This window comes from Frankia sp. QA3 (assembly GCF_000262465.1).
Lineage (GTDB): Bacteria > Actinomycetota > Actinomycetes > Frankiales > Frankiaceae > Frankia.
In genome coordinates this window covers 2,515,008-2,535,942 of sequence record NZ_CM001489.1, presented here as the reverse complement: position 1 = coordinate 2,535,942, position 20,935 = coordinate 2,515,008, and the positions used below count along the sequence as shown (strand labels likewise).

Sequence of the window (20,935 nt, the reverse complement as noted above, 5' to 3'; positions counted from 1 at the left end):
GGCGGCCATCCCGCCAGCGCCGGTACCACCGGCACCGTCTCGACCGCAGCGGGGACCGCCAGGGGTCGGCGTCACGCGACCGCGCCAAGCCCCGGCGCTTGCCACAGAATGACAGATCGGTCGTCACCGGCGGAGGCGAGCAGCACTCCGTCGTGGGCGAGCGGTACCACGGTCAGTGCATTCACGGCATCGGTGTGGCCGGTGAGTTCGTTGATCTGTGCGCCCGTTGCCGGGTCCCACAGCCGCACCGACCGATCGGCACCGGCGGAGGTCAACCGTCGCCCTCCGTCGGCGAGCGGCACCACCGTCAATGCGTACACCCAGTCGGTGTGGCCAGGGAGTTTGCCGGTCTGCGCGCCGGTAGTCGGATCCCACAACCGCACCGGATTCTCAGCACCACCGGAGGCGAGCAGGACCCGGCCGTCGGCGAGTGGCACCACCGCCAACGCGAACACCGCGCCGGTGTGGCCGGTGAGTTCGTTGATCTGTGCGCCCGTTGTCGGGTCCCACAGCCGCACCGACCGATCGTCGCTGGCAGAGGCGAGCAGGACCCGGCCGTCGGCGAGCGGTGCCACGGTCAGTGCATTCACGGCATCGGTGTGGCCGGTGAGTTCGTTGATCTGTGCGCCCGTTGCCGGGTCCCACAGCCGCACCGACCGATCGGCACCGGCGGAGGCAAGCAACACCCGGCCGTCGGCAAGTGGCACCACCGCCAACGCGAACACCACGCCGGTGTGGCCGGTGAGTTCGTTGATCTGTGCGCCCGTTGTCGGCTCCCACAGCCGCACCGACCGATCGGCACCGGCGGAGGCAAGCAACACCCGGCCGTCGGCAAGCGGTGCAACTGCCATCGCGTTCACTCCGTCGGTGTGGCCGGCGAGTTCCGATGTTCCGGCGGTTGGATCCCACAGCCGCACCGAATCGTCGTCGCCGGCCGAGGCAAGCACCACCCGGCTGTCCGCGAGCGGCACCACCGCCAACGCGTGCACCCAGTCGGTGTGGCCGGAAAGTTCGCCGATCAGTGTTCCGGCCGTTGGGTCCCATAGCCGCACCGAATCGTCGTCATCCGCCGAGGCAAGCACCACGCCGCCGTCAGCGAGCGGCAGCACCGCCAACGCGCGAACTGCTCCAGCGTGGCCAGTGAGAATGAGAGTTCGTGTTCCGGTCATTGGATCCCATAACCGCACGGAATCGTCGTCGCCGGCGGAGGCAAGCAGCACCCGGCCATCGGCGAGAGGCACCACGGCCAGCGCATTCACCGCGGCGGCATGGCCGGTGATCTCACCGGTCCGCGCACCAGTAGCCGGATCCCATAACCGCACGGAATCGTCGTCGCCGGCGGAGGCAAGCAGCACCCGGCCATCAGCAAGCGGCACCACAGCCAGCGCAAACACGATGCCAGTGTGGCCGGTGAGTTCACTGATCTGTGTACCGCTCGTCGGATCCCACAGCCGCACGGAATCGTCGTTGCCGGCGGAGGCAAGTAGTATCCGGCCATCGGCGAGGGGCACCACGGCCAGCGCATTCACCGCGGCGGCATGGCCCGGTGAGTTCACTGATCTGTGTACCGCTCGTCGGATCCCACAGCCGCACGGAATCGTCGTCGCCGGCGGAGGCAAGTAGTATCCGGCCATCGGCGAGGGGCACCACGGCCAGCGCATTCACCGCGGCGGCATGGCCGGTGAGTTCACTGATCTGTGTACCGCTCGTCGGATCCCACAGCCGCACGGAATCGTCGTCGCCGGCGGAGGCAAGTAGCACCCGGCCATCAGTGAGCGGCACCACGGCCAACGCGCGCACCCCGCCGGTATGGCCGGTGAGGTTGCGGTGGCTGCTGCCTTTCCACATGGCTCGTGTGACACGCCATGATGATCTGTCGAGGAGGGATGCGGCATTGTCGGCAAGAGCGTGGGCGCGCATCTTTCGGGCGGACACCTCGATCCACCGAAGACGCGACGCCTGATCCTCGCCATGACCAGCCGCGAGTTCCAGCGCGGCGAGCGCCTTCGTCGCCTGCTCTGCGGTCAGATGCCGCCGTTGACGAAGCAGGGAGGAAATGCCGACAAAGATTCCGAACTCCGGATCCATAATCAGGTCATCGAGTCGGTAACTGAGAGCGGCATGCTCGGCAAGATAGGTCTGCGCGTAATGGTCTGCAGAGTTCCAACGTCGCTGGCCGACAGGGCTCGAGGGCTCCAGAGCCATGGAAATACGGCGATGCGCTGCGCGGGTCGCGGCGGCCAGATCGTAGGCCAGCTCCCGCAGCCGGTCCACATCGTGGTCGAGCAGAGTCGTGCCTTCGCAGAATTCGCGCAGGCTTTGATGTCGTGGGAAGTACAGATCGGGATCACCGCCCCGGCGCACTGCAAGGAACGGTTTCATCATCTCCCGCAAAACGCCGCGCGCCTTACCCGGAGGAACATCGGACCAGGCGGCGATCTTCGCTGCGGAGGTGGGTTCCCGGATCGCGGCGAGCGTTGCCAGAACCGGTAACCCGACGGTTTCCCAGCCGTCCTCACCGAGTTCATCCCGCCAGCGGCGCATATTGTCCGCGTAGTACGCCGCCAACCCGATGGGCAGCCGATCAACCTCGTCGGGCGACCAGCCTTGATCACGAATCTGGTCGAGGACGGACAGAGCGTAGATCCACACGCCTCCCGACCGATGCAACAAGGTCCGGCAGAACCGGCTTGGATCCGTCCCGGCTCTGGCCAGGGGGCCAGCCAGATACGGATCGCGTGCGGTGACCGAGGTCAGATAGGCCAGCAGATCGGACCGGTTCGCCTCGCTCTCCACGTCGATCCGTTCCACCACCCTCGACCCCACTGGGATCGGTACCGACTTCGGCCGTGTCGTCGCGACGATCACCGTGCCCGCCGGCAGGTTCGGTGGTAGGCCCAACGGCAGATCGCCACCTGCGGCGAGAGGCGCTTCATCCAGCCCATCGACGAGCAGCACCACCGCCGCCCCCGGCTCGCCTCGGTCTCGTGCTCTAGCTGCATCACACAACCGACCATGCAACCACCCGGTACTTTCCGAGTTCTCCGGGAGCATCCCACCCGGTGCCGCGTCCTGCAGCTTCCACCGGGCGATGAGCTGGGCGGCCAGGTTCCGCCGGGCCGCTTCCGGCACGCGGCCGTCAGCAAGCCGGGTGAAGTGCGCCGGCCACGCCCTTGTGAACGCCAGGTAGGCCGCCAGCGCCGACTTTCCCATTCCCGCCTCGGCCTCGACCAGGAGGAAACCACCGCGCCGACGCTGTACGCACAGGGCGAGGAAAGCGTCGATCTTCTCGATCAGCTGAGTCCTGCCCTGGAAGAGGCCCACAGGATTATCCGGATCCTCCGGACTAACCAAGCGTAGATCGCCCGGTAATGGATCGAGGGCGATCGTCGCCTGCCGCAGTAACCGTAACGAGCCCTGGAAATACTGGTGCAGGGCGGTACCGTAGTTGACGCCGATCCCTTGCCCGCCGCCAGGCGCGGACACATCACCTACCATGACGCGAACCTTGTCGTCGGATAACGACGCAGCACCGGGAACCGCGGGAGTCACCTCGGGCTTGTGGTTCATGAATGGCCGCCCTGGCCTTGGATTAACTGCCCGTAGTTAATCCCCGCAGCCTGACCGCCGGGCGCCACGATGTCACCCACCCGCACATCGCCCATCCGCGGACCATCCGGTGAGGGCGGACCATCCGGACCTGTGTCGCCCGACGGTCGCACAGGATCGGCATCCGTGGTCCGCCATGCCACCCAGGACGTGGCCACCCCGCCGACAAGCAGCGCAACCAGCAGGCATACCCACGCCCACAGTGCCTTGTCACCCAGCTGACCACCTGCCGCCCCCGCCGCGCCTGCCATCACGAAGGTGACGCCGCCGCCCACCGCCCCAACTCGTCGACGTGACATGTGCGCCCCCGTAGACCATCCAGTGTTGGGCACTGACAGCTGTGATCGTAGCCTTCGCGGGAACAAAGGTGTCGGTCCCGGGAGGAACTCGCCGGGACCAGTGTCTCGTGAGCCTGTTTTCTTTACTCGATCGAGTCGGGTGGAATGATTTTCTGGAGTTGGTGACGGAACGGCGGGCAGAGTTGTCCGGGCTGGTGAACGGTCGCGATACCCCGGCGAACGTGGCGACGCGGGCGCGGATCGTGTTGTGGCATGCCGACGGCCTTCCGAAGAGGCGGATCGCGGCGTTGGCGGGAGTGTCCCGGCCGACGGTCGATCTGTGGATCGGCCGGTACGAGGCGGACGGCGTGAGCGGTCTGGTCGACGTCGTCGCGTCCGCTGCCGGCTGAGGGCCCGCCTCCGCCCGATGCGCGGGCTGAAACGGCTGCGTTCCGCCCGGACGATCAGCTCGGGGCATGCGCTGGTCCAGAACATCCGCCGCGGGCACGACGAACTCGGCGTCGACGCTGACCCGCGCGTGCGGCTGTCCGCAGGGCCTCGTGGCTCCACTGGGGCTCTCACGACAGGGCGACGCGGTGGGTGAGGGCAGTGTGACGACGCCCGGCTCCCGGGGTCCGGACCGCAACCGCCAGCGCCTTGCGGGAGCCGACCAGAACAACAAGTTTCTTGGCGCGGGTAACCCCGGTGTAGAGGAGGTTGCGTTGCAGCATCATCCACGACGAGGTGGTGAGTGGAAGCACGACGGCAGGGTATTCGCTGCCTTGGGAACGATGGATGGTGACGGCGTAGGCATGGGCGAGTTCATCGAGTTCGGAGAAATCGTAGACGAGACTTTCGTCTTCGTCGGAGAGCACGGTCAGCGCCTGTTCCTCGGAGTTGATGCCGGTGACGACGCCGAGGGTGCCGTTGAAAACCCCGGCCTTACCCTTCTCGTAGTTGTTACGAAGCTGGGTGACCTTGTCGCCGACCCGGAACACCCGCCCCCCGTAGCGGCGCTCGGGAACGTCTTCCCGTGCGGGGGTGAGGGTTTCCTGCAGCAGGATGTTGAGGTTACCGGCCCCGGCCGGTCCGCGGTGCATCGGCGCCAGTACCTGAACGTCGCGGCGGGGATCAAGTCCGAAGCGTTTCGGGATGCGGTGGGCGACGATGTCCACCACCAGTTTGGCGGTCTCCTCCGCCGGATGCAGACCGGAGTCCTCGGCCGGCTCGCAGGTAAACCAGAAGAAATCACCGAAACCGTTCAGTTGCGGTGGTGTTCCGGCGTTGATGCGGTGGGCGTTGACCACGATGCCGGACTGCTGCGCCTGCCGGAAGATCCTGGTCAGCCGGACCCTGGGGATGGTGTCGGCGGCGAGCAGGTCGCGCAGGACTTCTCCGGCGCCGACGGAGGGAAGCTGGTCGACGTCGCCGACCAGCAGCAGATGTGCTCCCGGCGCGACCGCTCTCACCAGCTTGTTGGCCAGGACGACGTCCATCATCGAGGACTCGTCCACCACCACCAGATCGGCGTCCAGCGGATTGTCGCGGTCATATCTGGGGTCGCCGCCGGGTTGCAGTTCCAGCAGCCGGTGGACGGTGGAGGCCTCATGGCCGGTGAGTTCAGCCAGCCGTTTCGCGGCCCGCCCGGTCGGCGCGACCAGCACCACGGTGGCCTTCTTGGCCCGGGCAAGCTCCACCACCGAACGGACGGTGAAGCTCTTGCCGCAACCAGGCCCACCGGTGAGCACCGCAACCTTGCGGGTGAGCGCGAGCTTGACCGCCTCTGCCTGTTCGTCGGCCAGGTCCTGACCGGTCCGGCCCCGTAGCCAGCTCAGCGCCTTGTCCCAGTCCACGTCCACGAACGACGCCAACCGTTCCTGGCCGGCGTGGAGCAGGTGCAACAGCCCGCCGGCGAGGGAGGTCTCCGCCCGGTGGAACGCCACCAGATAGACCGCTGGGACAGTGGCGTCTGCGGCCGGGACCCCTTCGCGGATCACGCCCTCGTCGGCGGCGAGCTGGTCCAGGCATGGGCCGATCAGCTCCCGCTCGACCTCCAGGATCTTCGCGGCCTCGGTGATCAGGTTCGGTGCGGGTAGGAAGCAGTGCCCGTCATCGGCGGCCTGCGACAGGGTGTACTGCAACCCGGCCTTGATCCGTTCGGGGCTGTCGTGGGGGATGCCGACCGCCTGGGCGATGGTGTCGGCGGTCTTGAACCCGATTCCCCACACATCGGAGGCGAGTCGGTAGGGCTCGGTGCGGACCACGCCGATGGAGGCGTCCCCGTACTTCTTGTAGATCTTCACCGCCAGGGAGGTGGACACCCCCACCCCCTGCAGGAACACCATCACCTCCTTGATCGCCTTCTGTTCCTCCCACGCGGCGGCGATCCTCTTGGTGCGTTTGGGTCCCAACCCATGCACCTCGATCAGCCGCGCCGGCTCCTCCTCGATGATCCGCAGGATGTCGGTGTCGAAGTGCGAGACCATCCGGTCGGCCATCATCGGCCCGATCCCCTTGATCAGCCCCGAGCCGAGGTAACGGCGAATGCCCTGGATCGTGGCCGGCAGCACCGTGGTGTAGGAGTGCACCTGGAACTGCCTGCCGTACTTGGGATGGCTACCCCACTGCCCGGTCAGCCGCAGACTCTCCCCGATCTGCGCGCCCAGCAGCGGACCGACTACCGTCAGCAGGTCCGGGCCGGACCGCTCGGTGGCCAGACGGGCGATGGTGTAGCCGGTCTCCTCGCTGACGAAGGTGATCCGTTCCAACACCCCCTCCACCACCGTCTGTCGCGCGGCATCAGCGGAAGAACGGGCAATGGTCACAGGCAGCCATTATGCGAAGCCCTCTGCACAGCCGGTCAACACCCCGCAGCTCGCGGTGCGTTCAGCCAGGCCCGCTGGGCGAACCAGGCCCGGACCGGGCCGGCGTTGGTGACCGCGTGGGTGCCGGAGAGGAGGTCCGCGTGGCTGCCGTCGGCGGGCTGGACACGGACGTCTCCGGTGGTGAGGGCCTGCCATCCGGTGACATCGCCGGGGTGGCCGTCGGAGGCGGTGAGCAGCAGCAGGTCACAGCGGATCGTTCCGTCCAGGGGCGCCTCGGCGTACCAGCGGGCGTAGCGGGCGACAGTGTCGGCGACGCGGTCGGCACCCGTCTGGTGGACGTGCGCCGTGAGACGCGGGTCGTCGAGGACCTCCTGGACCGTCTGTGCCACGTCGTCGTCGGTGGCCGGGGTGCGCCCGGAGGGAGGTGCCGAATCGAGCAGGACCAGGCCGTCGACGGATTCGCCTCGGGCCTGCAGGGCAAGGGCGGTGGCGGCGGCGAGGACGCCCCCGGCCGAGTAGCCGATGAGGAAACGGGGGCCGCTCGTTCGGGTCGCGGCGATGAGGCCGGCGGCGGTGGCTGCGGGGTCGGCGGTGTCGGCGTCGGCGGCGTCGGCGGCGTCGGGGAAGTCGAAGCCGTAGACGCGCAGGCCGAGGTGCTGGGCGAAGCCGGCCATCGTCCACGCGTAGCCGGCGATGGGCGGGAAGCAGTAGACGGTGGCGCCGTCGCCGTCGGCCAGCAGCTTGAGCGGGCTGTCGGCCGCGGGCCGCTGGTCGATGAGTCGAGCCAGGGCTGCGGCGGTCTGGGCGTGGTAGACGTCGATGATGGACACGTCGCGGCGAAGGACTTCGCGGATGCGGATGGCCAGCAGCGCGGCACCGAGGCTGTGGCCGCCGGCGACGAAGAAGTTCTCGTCGAGGGAGACGGCGTCGTCGGCGAGCACCTCGCGCCACAACGGGAGCAGCACCCGCTCCGTGGCGGTCCGGGGTGGACGTGCGGCCGCCCGGCGGGCCTGCTCGGGAGCGGGCAGGGCGTTACGGTCGATCTTGCCGTTGGGGGTGCGGGGCCAGCTGTCCACGACGACGACGTCGGAGGGCACGGCCGCGGCGGGCAGACCCCGGCCGAGGGCGGCGCGCAGGCTGAGGGCGTCGGGCTCCTCGCCGGGTTCGGGGATGACGTAGCCGCACAGGCGGAGTTCATCGGTGCCGGGCGCGGGGCGCAGGACGGCGGCGGCCTCACGCACGCCGGGCAGCGCGCGCAGGCACTGCTCGACCTCGCCGAGTTCGATCCGGTGGCCGAGGAGCTTGACCTGGGCATCCGCCCGGCCGACGACGACGAGGTCGCCCGTGGGGAGGCGGCGGGCGAGGTCGCCGGTGCGGTAGAGGCGCTCACCGGGAAGGGACGGTGATGCGGTGGTGAACTTCTCGGCGGTCAGGGCGGGGTCGCCGACGTAGCCCTTGGCCAGTCCGACGCCGGCCAGGCATAGTTCGCCGACGACGCCGGGCGGCTGTTCGATCAGACGGCTGTCGAGGACGTAGGCGCGCACGTTGGGGATGGGCCGGCCGATGGGGACCGGCGAGGAGTCGGCCACGGCCCGTGCCGGGTCGATCCGGGCGGCGCAGCTGATGTCGGTGGCCTCCGTGGGCCCGTAGATGTTGAGCAGGATGGCCCGGCATTCCCCCGCTTCGAGCCAGGGGCGCAACCGGGTGAGGTCGGGGGTCTCGCCGCCGAGTGCGAGGTGGCGCAGCGAGCGCAGGGGGCGGAAGCCGTCGGCGGCGGCCAGGTCGACCAGCGGGTAGACCGCGGCGGGGACACCGGGGTTGAGGACGGTGACCTGCTCGCGGGCGACGAGGTCCAGCAGGGCGCGGGGGTCGTAGGCGGTGTCGGGGGCGAGGACGACGGCGGCGCCGGAGATCAGGGGTGCCAGATAGTTCTTGATGGAGGCGTCGAAGCCGCAGGTGATGACCTGCAGCACCCGCGTGCCCGGGCCGATGGCGCAGGCGTCCGTGTACCACCACAGCAGGTTGACGAGGGACCGCATGCCGACCTCGACGCTCTTGGGGACGCCGGTGGAGCCGGAGGTCTGGATGACGTACGCGGCGGCGTCGGGGCTGTGCCGGTCGTCCACCGGGGTGGCCGGACGGACGTCGAGGGCGCGCCGGTCGTACTGGCGTTTGTCGGCGGTGGCGGTGGCGGTGGCGGTGGTAGCGGAGGCGGCGGAAGCGGTGGCGGTGCGGGATGCCGTCCTGTCGACGTGGAGGAGAACGTCGTAGGCGAAGGTGGTGAGTTCGGCGTTGTGGAAGGCCATCGGGGTGATCTCGACCCGGACGAGTTCGGGGAAGTGGTGGGGAAGGTCCTCGAAGAAGGCGGCCGGGATGAACAGAGCGTCGGCGGCGGACAGGGGGCGTCCGCCGTGTTCGGGCCTGTGCCGGGCGGCCACGGTGGCGAGGAATTCCTCGCGGCGCGCGGCGTCCCACACGTGTCCCAGGTAGACGGCGCCGCGGTCACCGACTCTGGCGATGGCCTCGCCCAGCACGGTGCGCAGGTAGTTCAGGCCGCCGAAGCTCTGCACGACGCTGTTGAAGACGACGATGTCGAAGGGGCCGGCGGATTCGACGGGCAGTTCGTCGAGGTCGAGGGCGGCGAGTTCGTACAGGGAGACGTTGTCGAGGGCGTTGGCCTCGCGGGCGCGTCGGGCCCAGCGGAGCACGCCGGCCGATGGGTCGATGCCGACATACCTGCCCACGAGGGGGGCGAGGCCGGTGAGGGTGATGCCGGTGCCGCAGCCGATCTCCAGCATGGTGGCGTCCGGGGAGAGGTAGGCGGCGATCTTGTTCGCGGTGGCGCGCACGTACCGGTCGAGGGTGGCGTCGCTGAGGCGGGCGCCGGTGTAGGGGCTGCGCCAGCCGTTGGCAGCGACGGGGTCGTCGGCGTGGTCGGCGACATAGTTCCACAGCTCCAGGCTCATCCTGGCACCGGCAGGCTCCAGTTCGCCGAGGACGCCGAAGGAGTCGACGCAGATGGCGCCGCTGGTCGCGGGGCTGTTCCAGAAGAGGTCGTTGAAGGTCGTGATGAGGGAGCGTTCGGAGATCAGGACGCGGGGTGCCGTGTCGCCGACGAGGGCGTACAGCCGGGCGTCGGGCAGTTCGGGATTGAGCGGCACGTAGGCGCCGCCCGCCTTGAGCACGGCGAGGAGCGCGACGACGAGCGGGTAGGAGCGTCGCAGCAGGACCCCGACGTGGACACCGGGGCCGACGCCCTGATCGACGAGGAAGCCGGCGAGCCGGTCGGCGTCGGCGGCGAGTTCGGCGTAGGTGCGGCGGGCGGAGCCGTCGACGACGGCCACGGCGTCGGGGGTGGCGGTGGCCTGCTCGGTGAACAGGTCGCCGACCGTACGGTCGTGCGGGAAGGGACGGACGGTGTCGTTCGTGTCGTGCTCGGCGCCGGCGGCCTCGTCGTCGCTCTCCCACAGAGCCACGTCGGACAGTTTCACGCCTGGACCTCCCTTGTGACGGCTCGGGCCAGCCGCTCCAGCGCGGCCAGGTAACGCTCGACCGTGCTGCGGCGAAACAGGCGGCCGTCGTACTCGAATGCGACCCGGAACTCGTCGGCGGTGTCGTGGACGTAAAGCGTCAGGTCGAACTTGGCGGTGTCGAGGGTGACGTCGATCAGCCTCGACTGGCTGAGGAAGAGCCCGTCGGCCTTGCCACCGGCGCCGCTGCCGGGCGGTGGGTCAGCCGGGGCGGGTCCGACGACGTCGGCGAAGTTCTGGTAGGCGAACATGACGTTGGTCAGGGGCTGGGTACCCGCCGTGCGCTGGGGGTTGAGGTCCCTGACGACCACGTCGATGGGGCAGTCCTGCTGTTCGAGTGCGGCGGAGAGGGCCGTGAACGCCTGGTCGGCCAGCTCGTCGAATTCCATGTCCGGGCGGGGAAAGAGCCGGATGGGCAACACGTTGATGAAGAAGCCGACGAGGTGCTCGACGTCGGGGTGGATGCGGGCGGCGCTGCCCATGCCGACACAGATGTCCTCCAGGGACGTGAGCCGGTGCAGCAGCCAGCCGAGCAGGGCGAGGAAGACAGCGGCGGGGGTGCGCTCGGAGCGGGCGGCGAGCGCACGCAGCCGGGCGGACAACTCCTGGTCGAGGGTGCGGGCGCAGGTGCCGCCGCGGAACGCCTCCTCGGCGTCGGGTCGGGAGTCGGCGGGCAGCGGCAGATGGCCGGCGACGCCGCCGAGCCGCTCGCGCCAGGCGGGGGCGCGGGCGGCGACGTCGCGGGTGCGGTCCCACACCGCGAAGTCGCGGTAGCGGGCAGGCAGCTCGGGCAGCACGGCGGGCTGTCGGCGGCGGGCCGCCCGGTAGGCCTCGTTGAGATCGCGGGAGAGAACGACGATGGACCAGCCGTCGCAGATGATGTGGTGCAGGGTGAGGACGAGCCAGCACCTGTCCGCCGACAGCCGGACGATGACGACGCGGGCGAGCGGCGCCTCGGTGAGGTCGAACGGCGTGGCCGCCTCCGTTCTGACGACCTGCTCGGCGGCCTCGGCAGGTGCGGGTGCGGCGGAGACGTCGACGGTCCTGCGCGCAAGGCTGATCCGGTCGTGGACGATCTGGCGGGGCTCGCCGTCGCGCACGGTGAAGGATGTGCGCAGACTGTCGTGCCGATCGACGACGACGGCGAGCGCTTCCTCGAGTGCCGTGCGGTCCAGATCGCCCTGGTCCATGACGACGGGCACGTTGTAGGCGAGCGAGCCGCCGAGCTGGTGGAGGGTCCACATGCGCTGCTGCGCGTACGACAGGGGGTAGTCGTCGGCGTCCTCGGCCCGGGGCAGGTGTGCAGCGGGAGCGGTGCCGCTGTCGGGGCCGAGGGCACCAAGGTCGCGGGCGAGGGCGCGGGCGAGGGTGCGGGGGGTGGGGTGGTCGTAGACGGTGCGCAGCGGGACGGCGATGCCCCAGCGGGCGTAGATGCGGTTGGCCAGCCGCATGGCCTTGAGGCTGTGACCGCCCGCGGTGAGGAAGTCCTCGTCGGGTGCGAGGCCGGGGCGGCCGAGGACGACGCCGAAGAGGGCGGCGAGCTCCTTGTCGTCGACGGTGCCCGTGACGGCGGGCTCGCCGAGGGCGGCGAGCGCGGCCTCGGCGCCGCCGGCCGCCGCCACGGCCTCGGCGCCGCCGGCCGCCGCCGTGGCCTCGTCGGTGAGGGCGGCGCGGTCGACCTTGCCGTTCTGGGTGTGCGGCAGCTCGGCGCGGCGCAGGAAGCGGGACGGCACCATCCAGGGGGGCAGGTGGGCGCGGGCGTAGTGGCGCAGGGCGTCGTCGTCCACGCGGGCGTCGGCCGCGTAGAAGGCGACGAGGTCGCGGTCGCCGGCGCCGTCGGGCACGGCGACGACGGCCGCCTCGGTGACGCCTGTGTAGGAGACGAGCACGTTGCCGATCTCGTCGGGTTCGACGCGGTAACCGCGCACCTTCACCTGGTCGTCGGCGCGGCCCAGGAACTCCAGCTCCCCGGTGTCGGTGAGGCGGCCCAGGTCGCCGGTGCGGTACAGGCGCGGGCCGCCCGCGCCCTCGGTGACGAAACCGGTGCTGCCCGCCTGCTCGGGGTGGAGGTAGCCGCGGGCAAGGCCCGCTCCGCCGATGCAGATCTCGCCGGGTTCACCGGGCCGCAGGATGCGCAGCTGTTCGTCCCTGACGTCGACGGTGACGCCTTGCAGGGCGGCGCCGAGGCCGAGGGTGGTGCCGTCGAGGGGGGTGCTGCGGTCGACGCGCAGGCAGGTGGCGTCGACCGTGGTCTCGGTGGGCCCGTACATGCTCCACACGGTGAGGGAGCCACCGGCGGGCCGGTCGAGGAGCCGGCGCACCACGGCGGTGGGCACAGCCTGGCCGCCGGTGACGATGTGCCGCAGGGCCGTGGGGGTGTCGCCGAGGCCGACGTCGACGAGGGCGGCGAGGAAGGGGGCGACGACGTTGATGAGACCGACGCGGTGGCGGGCCACGAGCTCGAGGAAGCGGTGCGGATCGCGCCGGTCGTGCTCGTCGAGGACGAGCAGGGTGCCGCCGTTGACGAGGCAGGACAGGCTCTGCTGGAGTGCGGCGTCGAAGACGAAGGGCGCCGACAGGGCCTCGACGGTGCGCCCGCCGAGGGGCGCGTACAGCATGTTCTGCAGGCCGGTGACGAGATTGGTGAGGCTGCCGTGCTCGATGAGCACGCCCTTGGGGAGGCCGGTGGAACCGGAGGTGTAGAGCAGCGCGGCGAGGTCGCCCGGCCCTGGGACCGCCTCAGGAGCGGGTCCTGGGGTGCCGGGTTGATCGGGCGCGAGGACGGTCAGGTCGCCGTCGCCGAACTCGGGGACGGCGCGGCGCCCCGCCTCATCGGCGACGACGAGGCGACAGCCGCTGGCGGCGAGCAGGAGCCGAAGGCGTTCTGCGGGGTATTCGGTAGTGAGTGGGAAGTAGGCGGCCCCGGCCGACAGCACACCGAGCAGGCTGGAGACCGTCCACTCGGAGCGCGCGGTGAGCACCGCGACAGGCTCCCCGCGGCGGATGCCGGCGCGCAGCAGCGCGCGGGCGAGCCGGTCGGCGCGCGCGTGCAGGTCGGCGTGCGTGACGCGGTGGGTGCGGCCCTGGCGCACGCAGATCACGGCCACGGCGTCGGGCGTCCGCTCGGCCTGCCCGCGGGCGAGCGCGAGGCAGGTACGGTGCGTGGGGTCGGGGGTGCGATCGGCGGTGGGTGCATGACGGGTCGGTGCGTTCATGCGCTCTTCCGCGTGACGAACTCGTCCTTCACGACGTAGCCGTCGAGGCCGTGCTGCTCGCCGTAGGCGACGAGGTCGCTGGTGCGGTTGATGAAGCCGCGGCCGGCGAAGTTGAGGGAGGTGTTACCCAGCACGCTGTAGCCGGTGAGGTCGCGGAACGCGGTGAGCAGACGTGCGATCTCGGGATTCTGCTCGGGTGTGACGGTCTGGACGCGGGCACTTCCGTCGACGTGGGTGACGGCTTGGAGCGCATCGGTGCGCACGTCGCTGAAGTAGAGCATGTGCGGGTCGGGAAGCGCCCCGGAGAACCAGCGGTGGGCGTCGCTCTCCAGGCAGATCGGGGCGATGGGGCGGTAGCTCTCGCGCTGTTTGACGGCGTTGAGCCGGGTGTGGGTCTGCCTGCTGAAGGGCGCGGCGAGGATGGACCTGTTGCCCAGGGCGCGCGGCCCCATCTCGTAGCGGCCCTGAACCCAGCCGATGAGGTTGCCCTGTTCCAGGTACCGGGCGACCTCGGCGTGGTTGAGGGGGCGGACGTCGTAGCGGGACGGGTCGAAGGCGGCGTCTTCGACGAATTCCTCCCCCGCGTACACGTCCCACGTGACGCGGGCCGACCCGGTGTAGTGGAGCTGGGCGTCGATGGCCGTACCGAGGGCGGAGCCGCTGTCGTTGGGGCACGGCGGCACGAAGACGTAGGGGAAGAGCTCGCAGTCCGCCCAGCGCCGGTTCCACTCGCAGTTCAGGCCACAGCCGCCGGAGATGAGCAGCGGCAGCCCCTCGGTGAGGTGCTCGGCTGCGTAGTCGTAGAAGCGGGCGAAGATGGCGTCGGAAAACTTCGCCGCCAGGTTCTTGTACTCCTGCGTCTGGACGCCGATGTTGTGGTAAGGCGACCAGGACACCTTGTTCTTGGGGAGGTCGAGCAGGATGCCTTCCTGGTCGAGGAGGTACTCGATGAGTTCCTTCTCCTCCGCCAGCAGGGCGCCGCGCTCGGCGAAACCCGTCAGCGCCATCTGCTTGCCGGCGTCCTGGAAGCGGAAGTGACCGGGCAGATCGGGGAATCTGGGGTCGGCCAGCGCGAAAAGGTACGCGTACTTGTTGCCCGGGTCCGTCAGGACGTGCTCGAGGTGAGTGACCTGACCGGACTCGTCGATACGGTAGAACGAGCCGATGTTGCCCTCCCACACCAGGCAGTAGCAGGGCTGGCCCTCGGGTACGGGGCCGAGTCCGTAGGCGGTCATGATGTGGGAGCGCTCGTGGGTGGAGGAGAAGATTCGCGTCTGGCGCCCGAAGAAGGTGCCGGCCTCGTCGGACACCGAGCCGGGGCCGACGCCGAAGTAGCCGGTGCGGGTGGGGGGTTCGACCGAGTGCCAGCCCTTGACCCAGCCGCCGACGGCCACGACGTCGGGGTGGCGGCCGAGGCGGTCGCCCGCACGGACGAGCAGGTCGGCGGTGAGCCGGTCATAGCGCGGGAAGGAGTCCTTCTCGGCCTCCAGCGAGAACAGCAGCTTCCCGTCCTCGATCGCGGCGATCGCGCCGTCATGGCCTTCCTTGAACGACAGGATCAGCACGTTGCGTTCAGCTCCTTCGGGTGTCGTGGGAACGGGGCCGCGGTCGCGCGGTTCGACGGGGTCGAGCCGTACGGGCGTGCCGCCGGCCGACAGGTGCACGCCCGCCGTCAGACGGTGCACCCCGGCACGGGTCGTCAGGAGCGGACGATCCGCTCGTTCAGCTGCGTCTCGGTCGCGGCGAAGACGTCCGCCGCGATGCGGGAGAGAGCGGGTGCACAGGCGGATGGCTCGAAGGTCTGCGCGGGGGTGCGGCCTGCTGCGAGCCGCCGCCAGTACGGTGGCAGCCCGTCCAGGCGGGAGCACATGCCACCGTCCGGGTCAGGCGCAAGGTAACGCACGGTGCGGACACCGGAGTTGAGGAGTCTGACTGTGCACATCGGGCAGCACTCCAGCGAGGTGTACATGATGGTGCCGCGCCCCGAGTCCAGCTCGGGAAACCGAGCCTCGAACACGTCGAGGGCCTCCGCCTCTGCGTGTGCCGAGGTGTTCCTGCGTGGCCACAGCAGCCGGTTACGGCCCTCGGCGACGATGCCGCCTCCACGGACGACGACGGCACCGACGCCGTAGTTGCCCTCGTTCACCGACAACAGCCCCAGGACACACGACAGCCAGGCGTACGGGTCTTCGGGACCGGACAGGCCCTCGGTGTCGGTGAGCCGCTCGGCCAGGGCGCCCACCTGGCTGCCCGTTGGCCGCAGTTCGTCCAGGAGCACACGGCCGCGCTTCCAGGTTTCTTCCAACGGATTCCCCTAACCGTTCGTCCGGGCGAGCGCGCGGGGAGCGCGCGAGGCGTTCACGATGGAGCCGCCGCACCGTTGCCCTATTCGCCCTGGGCGCCGTCGTCGTTCATCGGGTGAAGCCGGTGTCGGCGCTGACGTCCGTGACCGCCTCCACGAGCGCAGGGCCGCTGGGACCGGTGTGCAGGACCGTGCAGTCCACGACCGGTCCCGGGGCAGTCACCTGTTCTCCAGCGCGAGCCCGGACGTCGCAGCGTCGGCCTTGACGAGGGGCAGCAGGTGGTGGCGGGAGCTGACGAAGCCGTCGCCGTTCATCACGATGCCCTGCTTGAGGAGCCGACGGGTGAAGTCCTCCCTGGCCCGGTACGTCCTGTCCTCGTCCGACAGGCCTTCCGAGGTCAGGCCGAGATAGACGGCGATGCCCTGACCGCGCTTTTGCTCGGCGAGGGCGATGATGTCGGACAGCCGCGGCGGCTGGTAGTTCTCGACCTTCTCCGCGCGGCTGGCCCACTGCGTGCCGCGGGCGACGTACATCGGGTTGAGGCGGATCGTCAGTGGAACACCACGCGCAGCGCAGTGCTCGTGCAGGTAGTCGATGGAGGCCTCGGCCTCAGCCCAAGCCTCCTCGTCGGTCATCACCGGGTCCGGCTTGAACAGGACGTACGCGGTCAGCTCACAGCCGGCCGCGGCCACCACGTCGAGGCCGCGGAGGAACCCCGCCAGTGGCTCGCGTTTGCCGAGGACTCGCTCGCGCAGGTCCTCGTCGAGGGTTTCAAAGCCCGTAAGGATGTCGAGCTGCTTGCCGCTTCCTGCCGCTATCTCCCGGAGTCGTTCGACGCGCAGGAACTCCAGGCGGGTCTCCAGCACGATCTTGCGTACGCGGGGGAGCCTGCGGATGGCGGCGGTGATCTGGGTCAGTGCTTCCGCGGGGAAGGTGGTCTCGTCGAAGACGGAACCCTCGTTGGCGATGCTGATGCGCTCCAGGACGCCTATAGCATGCCTGTTCTCCTCCAGCACGTGCCGGAACTGGGCGAGAACCCCAACCTCCGGAATCCACTCACGCGACGACTTGAACGGCAGGGCGCAGAACTTGCACTGGTAGCGGCAGCGTTTGGTGTTGAACAGGATCGCGAGGTCCTGTTCGCCGAGGAAATTGCGATGCAGGAAGAAGTGGGGGCGGTCGGAGGCGGGCGCCGATTCGCCCATGGTCTTCGGAGGGCCGAAGGTGCGGTAAAGTCCACCGAGGAATTCGTCGAGCGGTAGGGACATCGACTTCCTTTTCACTTGAACCGGTGTTTTTCTTCACACCCGGCGCCCCGAAGGGTGCGGTAGGTTTTTCAGGCCGACACGAGGACGCTTCCCGCGTCGGGGCGGCAGGCGTCGGCGCGTCTCGACCGTGCGGCCGATCGGGGACGTTCCGCTGGATTGACGAACAAGACGGCTCCGCTGTGCTGGTGGCAACGTAATACTTCTATCGCCGATTTTCGGCGCCTTCTCGGTGCACCTTGACGCTGCAGGTTCAACATTTCTCTGAAGCGACGATACGAATACTAATCGGGGTCTTCGACCACTGTCAACTATGTCATCCATTTATGGCTGCGTCCGTGATGTTGCTGCGAGGCAGCCGTCGGGACGGGCGGCCAGAGTTTGCCGTCGCCGTCCCAGTTCCGGCACCGATTGGCAATCCGCCCACATTTGACAGCTTTGTCATGGCGGGCGCGCGGCAGGGTTCCGGAAAAGCTGCTTGTCAGCGGAACGCAAAGCCTTCCGCCGGGTGGAGCTGAGGGGGCTGTTGCATCCGGCCGTGACAGGGTCGGTCGCGCTGGCGGATGCCGCGGTCCGGGCTGGTCCGAGGCATGATCGGGTGATGGCTCGCTGCCGTCCTCGTTCGCCGGTGCCGGTGTCGGAGTTCGCCTGGCATGACCTTGGCGCCGAGCTCGATCATGCGGTCCATGCCCGCGTCGCCGATCGGTTCGTAGGCCAGCGCTGCGAGTTCGTCGGTGCGGTCCTCGATCCAGCGCCGGCGGCGGCGACCCTGCGCCGTCAGCTTCGGCGTCGACTCCGGTGTCTCGGCCTCGGTCAGCCATCCCCGACGGCGCAGGTTCGCGACCGAGGCGTCCCAGGCCGGCGGGTCCCAGTGCCGGGAGTCGCGCAGCGCCTCGCCGGGCCACCCCTCGTAGGCGGCGTGGATGACGAGTGCGTCGATTCCGCGTAGCCCTTCGGTGACGAGCCCGGCGATGTGTCCGTCGCCCCGGTGTTCGCGCAGCATCTTGGCGGCGTGCCAGATCACCAGAGGGTCCTCGCGCGGCCAGGGCAGCGATGCGAGCCCGGCGAGCAGGGGGCGGCCCTCCCGGTTCGCCGCGGCGGTCTCGCTGGCCGCGCGTGCGAGTTCGGCGAGCTCGCCGAGTTCCGTCGGGTCGAGTGGCGCGAGCGCCGCGGCGAGCACCGGCGCGAACGCCGCCTGCTGCGCCGCGAGGATCGCCTCGGGTGACGCCGTGCGCCACACGGCGGGAATGACGCTCTCGACCAGCCGGGGACTGACGTTGTAGAAGGTCGCCACCACCACGTCGGCCGGGGCCGGGCCCAGCGGCGCGGCGCGTGTCACCAGGTTCACGACCGCGACGTCGTCGAGCCCGAGGTCGAGCCGGTGCAGCGCCGCGTGGACGGCCGGACAGAGCACGCCGGCACCGAAGGTGGGCTCGATCGCCAGCAGCGCGGGACGGGTGCGGGTCACGTCCACCCCGCCCGCTCCGCCGCCGCCCAGGATCTTCGGGTCCACGGTCACTGTTCGTCTCCTCTCGTCGCGCGGGAGTCCCGCCACAACGGCCACCTGACATGTCGGGCGCGAAGAACCGGCCGAGAAAAGAGGCGCACGCGCGTGCCGGACATCCGTCGGATGTACCGCGCCATTGTCGGCCCCGATATCGGCGTTCGACGGCCGCGAAGGACTCCGCATACCGTGCGTACGACGTCCGGCGGTGTAAAGGGGAATTGCGCTGGCGGACTACCCGGTCAGAACGAGCCGCGGGCCGCGCGGCAGCCCGTCCGTGCTATTCGGCGGCCCGCGTAAAGGTGGTCCGCCGTCAGTCATGGTGGGCGCAGTGCGTCGCGAAATGCTGGTCACGGCGGCACCGTACCACTCTCCAGCCGTGTAGTGAACAGCGTTGACGGCTGTTTTGGTGCGCCTTTCCTCCGAGGTGATCCCCGTTCGATCGCCCGGTAGAGGTAGCTCCACCGGCCGGCGACTTTGACGTGGTCTCGTCGACGAACCACCTATCCCCAGGCGTCCGGCATGGGTCAAGATAGTCAATCGTGTTGACCTGGTTCCTCGACATCATCCGGATCATGAAGCAGCGATAGCGGGGTTTGCCGTTGTTCCAGCTGCCTGGCATCCGCCGCCGGTAGATCCCGCAGTGCATGGGGCCGCGGAGCTGGTAGGGGCGGCGGGTGCGCAGCCGGGTCTCGTAGCCGAGGGCACCCTCGCTGACGGCGGCACCGACGAGGCATGCGAGGCCGGCGGCCCGGACGCGAGGATCGGCGGCGGCGAGGGTTACGGTCGCGCTGTACGGCGGGTGTCGCCAGCTCGGGAGCCGGTGCCGGCGGTGTCGGGGCCGTCGATTGCGGCCAGCAGTAGGCCGCTGTCGGCGTCATGGCGCAGCGCCGCACCGAGCCGCCCGGCGGCCAGGCGGTAGACGGGGTCGGCGAGGACGCGGCGGACGGCATCGGCGACCTTCGCCGGGGCGGCCGTGCGGGCGATCGACGTCCCGGCGCCGTGGTGCACCACCCGCGCGGCGTTGTCGGCTTGGTCTCGCCCGTGCGGCAGGATGACGACCGGCACGCCCGCCGCGAACGCCTTGACGAGGGTTCCGTGGCCGCCGTGGGTGATCACGAGCGCCGCGTCACGCAGGACCGCCGCGTGCGGCGCGGCTGGGACGACCGTCACGGTGGGGGGTGCGGCGATCGAGGCCGGGTCGATGACGGGCCCGGTCGTCACCAGTGCGCGGACCGGCAGGGTCGCCAGGGCGTCCACGACGCGTCGCAGGCAGGCCGCCTGGTCCTGGAACGTCGTCGACATCGACACGAGGACAAGGCGCGTCACTGGACGGCTCCTGCCACGACCCGATGCCCACACCGGGCCGTCGAGGGCCGGCCCGACGTATCGCACGGACGGCGGCAGTACCGCCGGAAAGTCGAACTCGGCGCTGGTGAGCACCAGCTGGCGGCGGGCCCGGTGCACCTGGTCCTGGTGGTGCCCCACCGGGCGCAGGCCATGGGCACTGCGGACGTCGTTCAGCCCGGGCAGGGCCGCACCGTCCCACAGCCGTTGGGACATGACGCCGAATACCCGGTCCCGCAGGCGGCCGAGCGGGCCACGGGCGAGCCGCAGACCCGGTCCGAACGGCGGCAGGCCGGGGGCCGGCAGCGGATAGATGTTCGGCATGAGCACGTCGAAGGGCGTCTGGGCGGCCTCTGCGGCCACCATCGCGCCGAACGCGAAGAACGACGTGAGCACGAGGTCCGGACGGTCCGCGCGGATCGCGTCGGTGACGTCACGCGCGTAGCCGGCCGCCGGGCCGACGACGAGGTGGGCGATCATCTGCCGCACGAGCGCGGTCGGGCTGCGCAGCTCCCATTCTGGATACGGCGCGTGCTCCGGCAGATGGTCCGGCCGGTTGAGCCCGTGGCGCCATCGCTGGAAGGCCGCTCCGGTCGCGGCGACGGCGGGCGCCATCGAGTCCTCCGCGAGGACCGTGACCCGGTGGCCACGGGCGACGAGCCGGCGCGCGACGCCGAGCTCCGGCGCGACGGTGCCGCCGCCGTCGGTGAGGGCGAACAGGTAGGTCCTGCTCATCGGTTGTCCTACTTCCTGTCGAGCACGCCGCGCACCAGCGCGGTCATCGTGCGGGTGGTCTCCGGCCGGCTGGAGGGTGTGGCGCTGGCCGGTCGGGATGATCTGGTGGCGGTGGGTTCCGGGAACGTGTTCGATCAGGCCATGGAGGCGGAGTCGGCGGAGGTCGCAGCTCATCTGTCCGCTGGTGATGGTGCTCGGGTCGCGGCCGAGCAGTGGGGCGAGATGCTCGCGTAGATCACGGTCGGTGAAACCGTGCGGCAGCAGACGGAAGACGAGGATTGCGGATAGGAGTTCGACTTGTTCCGCAAGCGGGTGCTGCTCGCC

12 protein-coding genes and 1 pseudogene are annotated in these 20,935 nt (G+C 69.9%); 3 read left to right on the top strand and 10 right to left on the bottom strand.

From position 1 onward, the window contains the following. Positions 1 to 71 precede the first annotated feature (71 nt). Positions 72 to 1,511 (bottom strand): WD40 repeat domain-containing protein, encoded by a 1,440-nt coding sequence (locus tag FRAQA3DRAFT_RS31445; RefSeq protein WP_369809457.1) that lies wholly within the window; start codon positions 1,509 to 1,511, stop codon positions 72 to 74. Then, the gene (locus FRAQA3DRAFT_RS31440) at positions 1,417 to 3,570 is read right to left on the bottom strand and encodes an AAA family ATPase (RefSeq protein WP_083873563.1); all 2,154 of its coding nucleotides are present in this window, start codon (positions 3,568 to 3,570) and stop codon (positions 1,417 to 1,419) included. The genes FRAQA3DRAFT_RS31445 and FRAQA3DRAFT_RS31440 overlap by 95 nt, the downstream gene beginning before the upstream one ends. Before the next feature lie 499 nt (positions 3,571 to 4,069). On the opposite strand from FRAQA3DRAFT_RS31440, the gene FRAQA3DRAFT_RS38645 reads away from it, so the two are divergent. Both FRAQA3DRAFT_RS38645 and FRAQA3DRAFT_RS32895 read left to right on the top strand, forming a co-directional pair. Next, complete coding sequence (locus FRAQA3DRAFT_RS38645) at positions 4,070 to 4,297, top strand: helix-turn-helix domain-containing protein (RefSeq protein ID WP_051054247.1); 228 nt, start codon at positions 4,070 to 4,072, stop codon at positions 4,295 to 4,297. Continuing rightward, a pseudogene (locus FRAQA3DRAFT_RS32895) lies at positions 4,291 to 4,491 on the top strand (hypothetical protein); the annotation flags it as partial. The gene FRAQA3DRAFT_RS38645 and the pseudogene FRAQA3DRAFT_RS32895, both read left to right, overlap by 7 nt. On the opposite strand, the gene FRAQA3DRAFT_RS10330 reads toward FRAQA3DRAFT_RS32895, so the two are convergent. The 8 genes from FRAQA3DRAFT_RS10330 to FRAQA3DRAFT_RS10295 all read right to left on the bottom strand — a co-directional run bounded on the left by FRAQA3DRAFT_RS10330 (position 4,466) and on the right by FRAQA3DRAFT_RS10295 (position 20,611). Beyond that, on the bottom strand, positions 4,466 to 6,712 hold the full coding sequence (locus tag FRAQA3DRAFT_RS10330; RefSeq protein WP_009739002.1) for an ATP-dependent RecD-like DNA helicase: 2,247 nt from the start codon (positions 6,710 to 6,712) through the stop codon (positions 4,466 to 4,468). The pseudogene FRAQA3DRAFT_RS32895 and the gene FRAQA3DRAFT_RS10330 sit on opposite strands and share 26 nt — an antisense overlap. Positions 6,713 to 6,747: 35 nt before the next feature. Next, entirely contained in the window at positions 6,748 to 10,203 is a 3,456-nt protein-coding gene (locus tag FRAQA3DRAFT_RS10325) for an AMP-binding protein (RefSeq protein ID WP_009739001.1), read from the bottom strand. Further along, a complete protein-coding gene (locus tag FRAQA3DRAFT_RS10320; RefSeq protein ID WP_009739000.1) occupies positions 10,200 to 13,457 on the bottom strand; it encodes a non-ribosomal peptide synthetase in 3,258 nt (1,085 codons plus the stop codon). The genes FRAQA3DRAFT_RS10325 and FRAQA3DRAFT_RS10320 overlap by 4 nt, the downstream gene beginning before the upstream one ends. Continuing rightward, positions 13,454 to 15,022 (bottom strand): carbamoyltransferase C-terminal domain-containing protein, encoded by a 1,569-nt coding sequence (locus FRAQA3DRAFT_RS10315; RefSeq protein ID WP_009738999.1) that lies wholly within the window; start codon positions 15,020 to 15,022, stop codon positions 13,454 to 13,456. Before FRAQA3DRAFT_RS10315 ends, FRAQA3DRAFT_RS10320 begins: the two co-directional genes overlap by 4 nt. A 134-nt stretch (positions 15,023 to 15,156) precedes the next feature. Then, on the bottom strand, positions 15,157 to 15,762 hold the full coding sequence (locus tag FRAQA3DRAFT_RS10310; RefSeq protein ID WP_157467271.1) for a deaminase: 606 nt from the start codon (positions 15,760 to 15,762) through the stop codon (positions 15,157 to 15,159). Between the two features lie 216 nt (positions 15,763 to 15,978). Then, complete coding sequence (locus FRAQA3DRAFT_RS10305) at positions 15,979 to 17,028, bottom strand: radical SAM protein (protein WP_009738996.1); 1,050 nt, start codon at positions 17,026 to 17,028, stop codon at positions 15,979 to 15,981. Between the two features lie 478 nt (positions 17,029 to 17,506). Beyond that, positions 17,507 to 18,544 carry a hypothetical protein gene (locus FRAQA3DRAFT_RS10300; RefSeq protein ID WP_009738995.1) on the bottom strand — a complete coding sequence of 346 codons (1,038 nt, stop codon included), beginning with the start codon at positions 18,542 to 18,544 and terminating at the stop codon, positions 17,507 to 17,509. Between the two features lie 765 nt (positions 18,545 to 19,309). Beyond that, positions 19,310 to 20,611, bottom strand: coding sequence for a glycosyltransferase (locus FRAQA3DRAFT_RS10295; RefSeq protein ID WP_009738994.1), 1,302 nt, complete (start codon positions 20,609 to 20,611; stop codon positions 19,310 to 19,312). A 3-nt stretch (positions 20,612 to 20,614) separates the two neighbouring features. Between FRAQA3DRAFT_RS10295 and FRAQA3DRAFT_RS10290 the strand changes: the two genes are divergently transcribed. Further along, positions 20,615 to 20,845 (top strand): hypothetical protein, encoded by a 231-nt coding sequence (locus FRAQA3DRAFT_RS10290; protein WP_157467269.1) that lies wholly within the window; start codon positions 20,615 to 20,617, stop codon positions 20,843 to 20,845. The last annotated feature ends 90 nt before the right edge of the window (positions 20,846 to 20,935 follow it).

Excerpts from the sequence above, each read along its gene's own strand:
- FRAQA3DRAFT_RS31440 (WP_083873563.1), bottom strand. The coding sequence starts at position 3,570 with ATGAACCACAAGCCCGAGGTGACTCCCGCGGTTCCCGGTGCTGCGTCG.
- FRAQA3DRAFT_RS10320 (WP_009739000.1), bottom strand. The coding sequence starts at position 13,457 with ATGAACGCACCGACCCGTCATGCACCCACCGCCGATCGCACCCCCGAC.
- FRAQA3DRAFT_RS10305 (WP_009738996.1), bottom strand. The coding sequence starts at position 17,028 with ATGTCCCTACCGCTCGACGAATTCCTCGGTGGACTTTACCGCACCTTC.
- FRAQA3DRAFT_RS10295 (WP_009738994.1), bottom strand. The coding sequence starts at position 20,611 with ATGAGCAGGACCTACCTGTTCGCCCTCACCGACGGCGGCGGCACCGTC.